At 64.3% G+C, this 12,256-nt stretch carries 1 protein-coding gene and 1 pseudogene; both read left to right on the top strand.

The genetic code is table 11. The features are described 5' to 3' along the window. Positions 1-106: 106 nt before the first annotated feature. Positions 107-238: pseudogene (locus AWC27_RS33340) on the top strand (hypothetical protein); the annotation flags it as partial. A gap of 3 nt (positions 239-241) precedes the next feature. Beyond that, complete coding sequence (locus tag AWC27_RS33335) at positions 242-12,028, top strand: non-ribosomal peptide synthetase/type I polyketide synthase (protein WP_211281695.1); 11,787 nt, start codon at positions 242-244, stop codon at positions 12,026-12,028. Positions 12,029-12,256: the final 228 nt, after the last annotated feature.

Raw genomic sequence — 12,256 nt, 5'->3', positions numbered from 1 at the left:
CATCCACACCCCCCGCCTCACCCGAACCACCACCCTGACACCACCACCCACCCCCACCTGGCAGCTCGACACCACCGGCAAGGGCGACATAGCGAATCTGGCCTTGGTGCCAACTGAGCCCACCGCGCTGGCTCCCGGGCAGATCCGGGTGGCGATCCGCGCTGCCGGCTTGAACTTCCACGACGTGGTCGTCGCTGTAGGCGCTATCCCATACGAGGGCCTCGGCGGTGAAGCTGCCGGGGTGGTCGTCGAGGTTGCCGACGATGTGCACAGTGTGCAGTGCGGGGATGCGGTGATGGGGTTGTTCCCCGCCAACGCCTTTGCCCCGACGGCGGTCACCGATCATCGCATGGTGGTTCCCATCCCAGCGGGATTGTCGTTTACCCAGGCCGCGTCGGTGCCGGTCGCGTTTCTGACCGCATATATCGCCCTAGTCGAGGTGGGCGGGCTGACTGCCGGCCAGCGGGTCCTCATCCACGCCGGCGCCGGCGGCGTCGGCCAAGCCGCGATCCAGATTGCCAACCACCTTGGGGCGCAAATCTTTTCGACCGCGCATCCCAACAAACAACAGATACTCACCAACCTAGGAGTCCCGCCCGAGCAGATCGCCTCCTCGCGCACGCTGGATTTCGCCGACGCCTTCACCGCGGCCACCGACCACCAGGGCGTGGACGTGATCCTCAACAGCTTGGCCGGCGACTTCGTCGATGCTTCGCTGCGATTGCTTTCTCGCGGTGGGTCTTTCATCGAAATCAGCAAGACCGACATCCGCGTGGCCGACGAAATCGCCGACGCTCATCCCGGCGTGACCTACCACGCCTACGACCTGCAGACGGCGAGACCCGAAGACCTGAACCAGGCATGGGCCACGCTGACCGACCTGTTCACCGCGGGCATCTTGGCGCCGTTGCCCACAACCACCTACAGCCTGCTGCAAGCCCCACAAGCCTTCCGCGACATGAGCCAAGCCCGGCACACCGGAAAGATTGTGCTCATCCCCCCCAGCGAACTCGATCCTGACGGGACCGTTTTGATCACCGGAGGAACCGGGATGCTGGGCGGGGTTTTCGCCGAGCACCTGATCACCGAGCACAGGATCAAGCATCTGTTACTGGTGTCGCGCCGCGGGGCAGCCGCCCCGGGCGCCGAGGAACTGGCCCAGCGGTTGACCGAACTAGGTGCACAGGTCACGATCACCGCCTGCGACACCAGCAACCGCGCGGAGTTGGCCACGCTGCTGGACTCCATCCCCACCCAACACCGGTTGACCGCGGTCATCCACACCGCCGGCGTCCTCGACGACGCCGTCGTCACCGAACTCACCGAAACCCAACTCGACACCGTGCTGGCCGCCAAAGCCGACGCCGCCTGGCACCTGCATCGCCTCACCGCAGAACACGACCTGGCGGCGTTCGTCCTGTTCTCCTCGGCCGCAGCCACTTTGGGCAACCCCGGCCAAGCCAACTACGCCGCAGCCAACGCCGTCCTGGACGCCCTGGCCCACCACCGACACCGCCACCAATTTCCGGCCACCAGCCTCGCGTGGGGCTACTGGCAAAGCGCCTCGGAAATGACCGCCCACCTCAGTCAGCTCGATCAAGCCCGCATCGGGCGCGCCAGCCTGACCCCGATCACCACCCAACACGGCCTGGCCCTGTTTGACGCCGCCCTGACCTACCAGCAACCCGCGCTGGTCCTGGCCCCGCTGAATCTGCGAGCTCTAAGCCGGCGCACCGACATACCGCCGATCCTGTCGGCACTGACCACCACCCGCCCCCAGGCGGCCACCGCCAGCCCACACACCCTGACCACCCAACTCGCCAGCCAAACCCCCGACCGACAACGACACACCCTGACCACCCTGGTCGTCACCACCACCGCCACCGTTTTGGCCCACCCAGACCCGGCCAGCCTGAACCCTGAACAGCCCTTCAAAGACCTCGGCATCGACTCGCTGACCGCACTCGAACTACGCAACGCCCTAACGCAACACACCGGCCTGAAGCTGGCGCCGAGCCTGATCTTCGACCACCCCACCCCCAGTGCCCTGGCCCACCACCTCCACCAACAACTCGGCGGCATCCAGTCCGAATCCGACGAAGCAAAGCTGCGGCTCGGGCAAGCCGACCAGGAAACTCTGCGGCGCACCCTTGGGTCCATCCCGGTCGACGAGCTCCGTGACGCGGGCCTACTGGACAAGCTTTTTTCCCTGGCACCCAAGGGCACGGAGCCACAAAGCCATCAGAAAACGCTCAAAGATTTCAACGACTTCGTAAGCCTGCGAGAGCCGATCGCTGTGGTGAGCATGGCGTGTCGCTACCCCGGTGGGCTGGATTCGCCTGAAGATTTATGGAGCGCCGTCGCCGAGGGCCGCGATCTGGTGTCGGGCTGGCCGACCGATCGCGGCTGGAACGCCGACAGCAATTCCCATGTGCGCTTTGGTGGATTTGTGTCCGGCGCCGCCGACTTTGATGCGGCATTCTTCGGGATCAGCTGGCCCGAAGCCTTGACTATGGATCCCCAGCAGCGACTTGCACTTGAGTCTGTGTGGGAGCTCTTCGAACGAGCGGGTATCGATCCGGCGGCGGTTCGGGGAAGCGACACGGGGGTCTTCCTCGGAATGATGCCCAACATCCGAGGGGGTACTGAGCCCGAGGATGAGATCCCCGACGCCGGCTTGCCCTACTTGACGACCGGCAACGCGCCCAGCGTGGCTGCCGGGCGGATTTCTTATTTCCTAGGCCTTGAGGGGCCAACGCTTGTTCTCGACACTGCGTGCTCATCGTCCTCGGTAGCCATCCACGAAGCCGTGAAATCCCTGCGATTACGTGAGTGCTCGTTGGCGTTGGCCGGCGGAGTGACGGTGATGTCGACTCCGGCAGTTTTCACCCAGATCCCGGGACAGCAAACGCTGGCTGCCGACGGACGGTGCAAGTCATTCGGGGCAGCCGCCGACGGTATCGGGTGGGCTGAGGGTGTCGGCGTCCTGTTGTTGGAGCGGCTCTCGGACGCACGCGAGAACGGCCACCGGGTATTGGCCCTAGTACGGGGTTCGGCGGTTAATCACGACGGGGCGTCCAACGGGCTGACGACGCCGAATGGCTTGGCACAACAGCGGGTGATCCGACAGGCACTGGCGAATGCCGACGTTGAAGCGGCTTCGGTGGACATGGTGGAGGCACACGGCACCGGCACAATGTTGGGCGATCTGATCGAAGCGGGCGCACTGATGGCGACCTACGGCCGCAACCGGCCGCCAGGTCGGCCGGTATGGCTCGGTTCGCTCAAATCGAATATCGGCCATACTTCGGCCGCGGCCGGCGTTGGCGGAGTTATCAAGGCGATCGAGGCGATGCGCCACGACGTCATTCCGCCGACACTGCACGCGAAAGAACCTGCGCCATTCGTGGATTGGTCACCGGAAAGCGTTTCGCTGGCGATCGCGCCGCAGCCGTGGCCGCGCCGGGGTGAGGCGCGTCGGGCCGGTGTGTCGGCATTTAGTTTAAGCGGCACCAACGCGCACTTGATCATCGAAGAAGCTCCGCAAGTGCCTACCGCGGATGGCACTGATGATGCGTCGAACGATGAACTTATCCCGGTTATCCCCTGGGTGGTTACCGCGAAATCCGAAGAGGCACTGCCGATGCAGGCCGCTCGGCTGGTGAAGCTGCTTGAGCAGAATTCTGATTTGCGTCCACTCGACGTCGGGTTCTCGTTGGCCAGTTCTCGAGCGCAGTTCGAGCATCGCGCAGTCATCGTCGGGCGGGATCGCGACGCATTGCTCGGCGGCTTGCGAGCGTTGGCGACGGACGCGGCGTCATCGGCTGTGGTGCGTGGCGTAGCAGGTGTGTCCACGAGAACTGCGGCCGTATTTCCTGGCGACGGCGGACAATTGCTGGGTGTCGGAGACCAGCTGTATGCAAGTTTTCCGTTATATGCCAACGCATTCGACGAAGTGTGCTCTTTCTTCGGCACACGGCTTGAGCGACCGGCGCGCTTGTTTGCTATCGAGGTTGCGCTCTTCCGGCTCGCCGAGTCCTGGGGTTTCCGCCCGGACTTCGTAATGGGACATTCCGCCGGCGAAATCACCGCCGCCTACGTGGCCGGCTTGTGGTCCCTGGCAGACACGTGTGCTCTGGTAGCGGCCACGGCCGCAGATGCCATCGCGGTGTGCGAGCGTCTGAGTTACCTAACCCCGACGATCGGGATCATCTCGGGGGTGACGGGCAAGCCTGTCGAGAGCGCTGTGCTGAGTCGCCCCGAATATTGGGTTGATCGACTGAAAGAATCTGTGCCCGGTACAGATGACGGCCGGGCGCCGGGCGAGGTTGACAATGTCCTCGAAATCGGTCCGGCATTGTTGCAGCAATCTGAATCCGACGAAACACTATCGTTTGCAGCGGAATTGGCCAGGGTGTATGTCTGTGGTACGCCAATCGATTGGCCCAGCGCGTTCGCGGGCTCGAGCGCCCGACGCGTGGATCTGCCGACATATGCCTTCCAGCGCAAGCGGCTTTGGCTTGACCCTGCGGTGAACGGCAACGCCCCGCCACGCACCCGCAGTGCTGCTCGGCCGCCGACGTCGACGACGCAGGGCAACGCGTCGAGCGAACCGCCGCGCACCGATACCGAACGAACCCTTGCCGCAACCATCGAGCAGGTCCTGGGCGTCCAGCACGTCGGGCGCACCGATCAGTTCCTCGCCCTCGGCGGTGACAGCATCAGTTCCTTGCAATTGGCCAACCGTGTCCGGGCAGCGGGCCTGCCATTGTCCCCACAGATGGTCTTCGAGCACCGCACCATCATGGAGCTAGCCGCGGCCTTGGACGAGGCTGAAACAGAGTCTGGCAGTGACACTTTCGGGCTGAACGATGATGACGTCCGCTACCCGCCGATGAGCATGTCGGGATTATCGCCCGCGGAGCTGACGGCTCTGCAGGCATCCGGCCTAGACGACGTCATGATGCTCAGTCCCCTGCAACAGGGGCTGTTGGTGTTCGCCCTCCTCAACGACACACCGGCTGACGACCCCTACGTGATGAGGGTGGCCGTCGACGTGTCCGGATCTCTAGACGCCGAGTTGTTGCGCGACTGCGTGTCGGCGACGCTCAATCGCCACCGGAATGTGCAAGTCAGTTTCATCACTGATGGCCTGCCCCATCCGGTACAGGTAGTGCCGTCTGAAGTGGACCTGCCGTGGCGGCAGCTGCAGGTCGACCCGGAGGCGGCGGCTGCGTTGGAGACCGAGGAACAACGACGCGGATTCGACCTCGAACGCGGTCCGGCTATCCGCTTCCTGCTCCTCGAATTGCCCAATGCGCGTTGGCGATTCCACATTGCCGTCCACGCCATTGTGCTTGACGGCTGGTCGCTGGCACTGTTCGTCGGCGAGCTCTTCACCCTGTACCACGCGGGCGGCAATGTTGCTGCGCTTGCTCCTGCACCGCGACCGTATCGCGACTACATCGGCTGGCTGAACCGGCGCGACCTGGCGCCCAGTGAACAGGTTTGGCGCGAGCACCTCGCGGGTCTGCCGGCACCGACGCTGCTATCAGAGGCCGTGTCAGCATCACCCTCCGGCGGGTTACCCAAGCGCGCAAAGCTGGTACTGGACACGGCTGCAACCGCTGGCCTGGTCGACTGTGCGCGCAACTGCGGGGTCACCGTGAACACGCTGACGCAGGTCGCCTGGGCGCTGGTGTTGTCCGCGCTGACCGGCCGCGAAGACGTGGTCTTCGGGGTCGCGGTTTCGGGTCGGCCTACCGAACTGGCCGGTGTCGAATCGATGGTCGGTCTGCTTATAAACACCGTGCCCCTGCGCGTTCGGCTCGACCCCAAATCAAGTGTGGCCGAACACTGCTCGACCGTACAGCGGGATGCCGCCCGACTGCGTGAGCACGCCTACTTCAGCCATGCCTGGCTGCGTCAGCTCGCCGGGGTCGGCGAAATGTTCGACACCCTACTGGTATTCGAGAACTTTCCGTCCGACGGGCTGTTCGTCAACGACTTGACTGCCGGCGCCGCGACTTTCCATTTGTCGGAAGTGGTTAGCCCGACACATTTTCCGGTCACCGTCGTTGTCGAACTGATAGCCGGGGAGTTGACGCTGCGGGTAGAAACCACCGTCAACTCGGGTGTGCTAGCCGCGCCAACGGGTCTCGACGTCGCCGACCTGGCGGACCGGGTGGCGCGGGTGTTGGTGGCGATGGCGGCCGATCCGGCCCGAGCATTGTCGTCGATCGACATGCTCGACGAGGATGAGCACACCCGCCTGGATGGGTGGGGCAACCGTGCGGTATTAGCGGCCTTGGCCGAGCCGGCCACGCCACTGTCGATTCCGGAGATGTTCGCCGCGCAGGTGCAGCGCAGCCCGGCGGCCGTCGCCGTGGTGTCGGGCGAGCGTTCGCTGAGCTACCGCGAGCTCGACGAGGCCGCTAACCGATTGGCGCACTTACTGATCGAGCACGGAGCGGTACCCGGCACCAGCGTGGCGCTGCTGTTCACCCGCTCTCCTGAGGCGATCGTGGCGATTCTGGCGGTGCTGAAAACCGGGGCAACGTATCTGCCCATCGATCCGATGCACCCCCAGGCGCGGGTGGAGTTCATGCTGCAGGACGCACGTCCGGTGGCCGCGGTCACCACCACCTCCCTGCGGAAGCGACTGGCCGGACACGACCTTTTGGTGCTTGATATCGAGGCCCCCCGCATGGCCGCCGGCCCCTGCACCGCCTTGCCGGCGCCGGCCCCCGACAACATCGCCTACATGATCTACACCTCGGGCACCACCGGCACCCCAAAGGGTGTGGCAATCACCCACCAGAACGTGACCCAGCTCCTCCGGGCATCGAATGCGGGCCCGGCGTCGGCGCCGGGAAAGGTTTGGATGCAATGGTTTTCGTACGGATTCGACACCTCGGTGTGGGAGATCTTCAGTGCGCTGGTGCACGGAGGGCGGCTGGTGGTGGTCCCCGAGTCGGTGACACGCTCGGCGACGGACCTGCACGCCGCGCTGGTGGCTGAACAAGTCGAGGTGTTAATCCAAACCCCGTCGGCGGCGGCAGTGTTATCGCCGCAGGATCTGGATTCGCTGGCGCTGATCGTCGGGGCCGAGGCTTGTCCGGCCGAGGTGGTCGACAAGTGGGCGCCGGGGCGATTGATGGTCAATGGCTACGGCCCCACCGAGACCACCATCACCTGTTCGACCAGCGCGCCGTTGCTCCCCGGGTCAGGGGTGCCGCCGATTGGCAGACCGGTGTCAGGGGCAGCGTTTTTCGTGCTCGACGGGTGGTTGCGGACGGTACCGGCGGGCGTGGTCGGCGAGTTGTATGTGGCGGGTCGCGGGGTGGGCTGCGGATATGTGCGCCGGCCGGGGTTGACGGCGTCGCGGTTTGTGGCGTGCCCGTTTGGCGGACCTGGTGCGCGCATGTACCGCACCGGGGATCTCGTGCGGTGGCGCACTGATGGACAGCTGGATTATGTCGGGCGAGCCGACGAGCAGGTCAAGATTCGTGGGTATCGCATCGAGCTCGGCGAGGTCGCATCCGCCCTGGCGCAGCTCTCGGGGGTAGAGACCGCAGCGGTGATCGCCCGCGAGGACAGCCCCGGCAAGAAGCGGCTGGTCGGTTATGTCACCGGGACGGTGGATACCCGCTGGGCGCGCGAGGCGCTGGCGGACAGGCTGCCGCCGTACATGATCCCGGCGGCGGTGGTGGTTTTGCCGGCGTTGCCGTTGACCGTCAACGGCAAACTCGACAAACGCGCCCTGCCGGCACCGGAGTACGGCGACGCCGAACGTTACCGGGCGCCGGCGACGCCCGTCGAGGAGACCATTGCCGGCATCTATGCGCGGGTGCTGGGTATTGACCGCGTCGGCGTGGATGAGTCGTTTTTCGACTTAGGCGGAGATTCGCTGCTGGCGATGCGGATGATCGCCGCGGTCAACTCCTCCCTCGGCGCCCAGCTCGTGGTGCGCAACCTGTTCGACGCACCGACCGTTGCCCGGTTAGCGGAGCACATCGATGCCGGGCGCGCGGGGGCGGCAAGGCGTACACCATTGGTGGCAACCGAGCGACCGCCGGTGATTCCGCTGTCGTTCGCGCAAAGCCGGTTGTGGTTTATCGATCAGTTAGAGGGACCCTCGCCCGTCTACAACCTGGCTTGGGCATTGCGGTTGCGCGGGCGGCTGAATATCGATGCGCTGCGCCTGGCATTGGCTGATGTGGTGGCGCGCCATGAGAGCCTGCGCACAATATTTGTGGCGGTCGCGGGAGTACCGCAACAGGTAGTCCTGCCCGCTGAGGGCATCGACTTCGGTTGGCAGGTAACGGATTCGGCCGCGTGGCCGGAATGGCGGTTACATGAAGCCATCGACGCGGCGGCACACTACAGTTTCGATTTGGCGAGCGAAATCCCGTTGCGCGCCCAGCTTTTCCGGGTTAGTGACGACGACTTCGCGCTGGCGGTCGTCATCCATCACATCGCGGCGGACGGCTGGTCCTTGCGACCTCTGGTGCGCGACCTGGGTGTGGCCTATGCCAGTCGGTGCTCAGCGCTGGCCCCGGATTGGCCTAGCCTGCCGGTGCAATATGTCGACTACACCTTGTGGCAGCGCGCGATTCTGGGCGAGCTCGCCGACAGCAGCAGCGCTTTCGACACTCAAGTGAATTATTGGGTTAAAGCGTTGGCGGACATGGACGATTGGCTACAGTTGCCCACCGATCGGCCCTATCCGCCGATGGCTGACTACCGCGGCGCCACTGTCAGGGTGCAATGGTCAGCTCAGCTGCAGCAGCAGGTGGCCCGGGTGGCGCGCGAGCACGATGCCACTAGCTTCATGGTGATCCAGACCGCCCTGAGCGTGCTGTTGTCCACGATCGCGGCGACCAACGATGTCGCGGTGGGCTTCCCGGTGGCCGGTCGTGATGACCCGGCGCTGGATGAGTTGGCCGGATTTTTCGTCAACACGTTGGTGTTGCGGGTCCAGGTAGCCGGTGCTCAGAGCTTTACCGAGTTGCTGGCCCAGGTGCGTGAGCGCAGCCTGGAAGCGTTCGGGCATCAGGATGTGCCGTTCGAGGTGCTGGTGGACAAACTCCATCCGCGAAGGTCGTTGACTCATCACCCGCTGATCCAGGTGATATTGGCCTGGCAAAACGATCCCCCGGCCGAATTGGTGCTGGAGGATCTGAAAGTCGATTCCATCCTGGTGAACACCCACACCGCCCGCATGGACCTGGTTTTCTCACTGGCACAACGCTTTAGCGACACCGGTGAGCCCGCCGGCATCGGCGGCACGGTGGAATACCGCACCGACGTGTTCGACGCTGCCAGCATTGCGCGGCTCGTTGAGCGGCTAGAGCGTGTGCTGACGGTGATGACCTCCGACCCGGCACGGTTGCTTTCGTCGGTGGATGTGCTCGATGAGGTTGAGCATGCCCGGCTGGACGAGTGGGGCAACCGAGCGGTATTAGCGTCCCAGGCCCCGCCAGCTTTGGCGTCGCTTCCGGCGCTGTTCGCCGCGCAGGTGGCGCGCACCCCGGAGGCGGTAGCGCTTAGCAACGGAGCGCGCTCGTGGACATATCGGGAGCTTGATGAGGCGACAAACCGGTTGGCGCACCTACTGGCCACTCATGGCGCAGGCCCGAAACAATTTGTCGCCCTGCTGTTTTCCCGATCCGCCGAGGCGATCGTGGCGATACTGGCGGTGCTCAAGACCGGGGCGGCCTATCTGCCGATCGACCCCGCGCACCCGGCGGCGCGCATCGAGTTCATGCTCGCCGACGCCGCGCCGATCGCCGCGATCACCACTACCGGACTGCGCACCCGGCTGGACGGGTACGACCTGCCCGTCATCGACGTCGAAGATGATGTCAGAAACCCCGCTCTTGCCAGCCAACCCAGCACGGCCCCCCCGGCACCGCGCGCCGATGACATCGCCTACCTCATCTACACGTCGGGCACTACCGGCGTGCCCAAAGGGGTAGCCATCGCCCACCACAACGTCACCGCGCTACTGACAGCACTGGATGCCGAAATGGACCTGGTGCCGGGGCAGGCGTGGACACAGTGCCACTCCTACGCCTTCGACTATTCGGTGTGGGAGATCTGGGGTGCGCTGCTCAGTGGCGGCCGGCTGGTGGTGATATCCGAAGAGGTGGTGCGCTCACCAGAGGACCTGTACGCCATCCTGATTGCCGAAGAAGTCAGCATCTTGAGCCAGACGCCGTCGGCGTTCTACGCGCTGCAGGCCGTCGACGCGCGCAGGCAGGATCCGGGACAGCAGCTGAGCCTTCGTGCGGTGGTGTTCGGCGGCGAGGCGCTGCAACCAGACCGTCTCGGGACGTGGCTGCACAAGCACCCGGGATTGCCGTGCCTGGACAACATGTACGGCATCACCGAGACGACGGTGCACGCCTCGTTCCGGCAGATCGTGGAAAGCGACACCACCAGCGGTGCCAGCCCGATCGGAGTGCCGTTGGCGCATCTGGCATTTTTTGTGCTGGATGCATCGCTGCGTCCGGTGCCGGCCGGCGTGGTCGGCGAGTTGTACGTGGCGGGTTCTGGTCTGGCACTGGGCTATTGGTGCCGGGCAGCCTTGACCGCGTCGCGGTTCGTGGCGTGCCCGTTCGGCGGGCGCGGCACGCGCATGTATCGCAGCGGAGACCTGGTGCGGTGGCGTCTTGATGGCCAACTCGACTACGTCGGGCGCGGGGATAAGCAGGTGAAGATCCGCGGGTATCGCATCGAGCTCGGTGACGTACAGGCCGCGCTGGCCGAGCTGGATGGGGTGGAACAGGCGGTGGTGATCGCCCGCCAGGACGGACCCGAAGAAAGACGCCTGGTCGCTTATGTCACCGGGACAGTCGATCCGGTGCAGGCACGTGTCGCGTTGGCGAGTCGATTGCCGGGTTATATGGTGCCCGCGGCGGTTGTGGTGTTGGAAGAACTGCCGTTGACGGTCAACGGCAAACTCGACACCCACGCCCTGCCAGCCCCTTACTACGGGGATACCGACAGGTTTCGGGAGCCGAACGGTCCGGTGGAAGAGACCCTGGCCGGTATCTATGCGAATGTGTTGGGACTCGAGCGGGTTGGGGTCGAGGACTCGTTTTTCGATCTCGGTGGCGATTCCCTGTCGGCGATGCGGGCCATAGCCGCGATCAATGCGTCTTTGGACGCCGATGTTCCGGTGCGGGCGTTGTTTGAGGCGCCGACGATTGCAGGGCTGCGCCGGCGGCTGGACGGTCCAATCGAAGCCGCGCCACCTGAATTACTTGAGATAGCCAAACAGGGTGATGGAATTCCGTTGTTCTGCCCCCCTCCTGGAGGAGGATTCAGCTGGCAATACCGGAACCTGGCGGCATATGTGAACTGTCCCGTCATCGGCTTCCCGCTGCCACCAAACGGGGAATGGCTTGGATCAATCCGCGATATCGCCGCAAAGTACGCCGACACGGTTCAAAAGTTTCATGCCACTGGGCCGTACCATCTTTTGGGCTGGTCTTTTGGCGGCGTCGTGGCACATCAGGTGGCCGTCGAGCTGCAGCGACGAGGATGTGCGGTGCGGCGCCTGCTCGTCCTAGATGCGATTCTGGCCCCAGCTGGTACCGGTACCATCGATAAAGACTCAGAGCTGGTTACCGAAAGCAGTTTACTCATCACTCTGTTGCAGATGAATGGCATCAATATCGGCGGAGAATCCCGAGTACTCACTTATCAGCAGGCGGAGCTAATATCGCAGCGCCACGAGATGACGGAATTTTCACTCCCGCCCCAGCCGATTGTGGAGACCATGGTCAATAATATGAATTCCAGTATTCGGCTTCTTTCACAACATGTCCCGGATGTATTCGACGGCGACATGATCATCTTCTCGGAGAAGCGCGGCGACGGCGCAGGGCTTCAGACGATGTGGCGACCATACGTTGCCGGCAACATCACCGAACATCTCGTCGATTCCACACATTTCGAGATGCTCAACCCGAAACCGCTGACATTGTTCGGCCAGCAACTCGCGTCGTATCTTCGCTAGTTTCGCTAGTCAGGTGGCCTGAGATGGGCGCCCCGCGAGAGCAGGAATCGGCACGGTGGCCGCGCCTCGTGTTTCAACTGTCATGGGGCGGCAGTAGTAGCACAGGGCTGGTCCGAGTGTGGGGTACCCGCAAGCGGGACAGATAGCAACGGTCATCGCGATCCCGCCCCCTTCTAGTCGACGTGTGTTCAATGCTTACCCCGAGCTTCCCCCGATCGGCGGCTGCCT

It is taken from the genome of Mycobacterium szulgai, assembly GCF_002116635.1.
GTDB classification, from domain to species: Bacteria; Actinomycetota; Actinomycetes; order Mycobacteriales; family Mycobacteriaceae; genus Mycobacterium; species Mycobacterium szulgai.
Note: the sequence above shows the minus strand (reverse complement) of the source record. Positions and strands in the feature narration are given on the sequence as shown.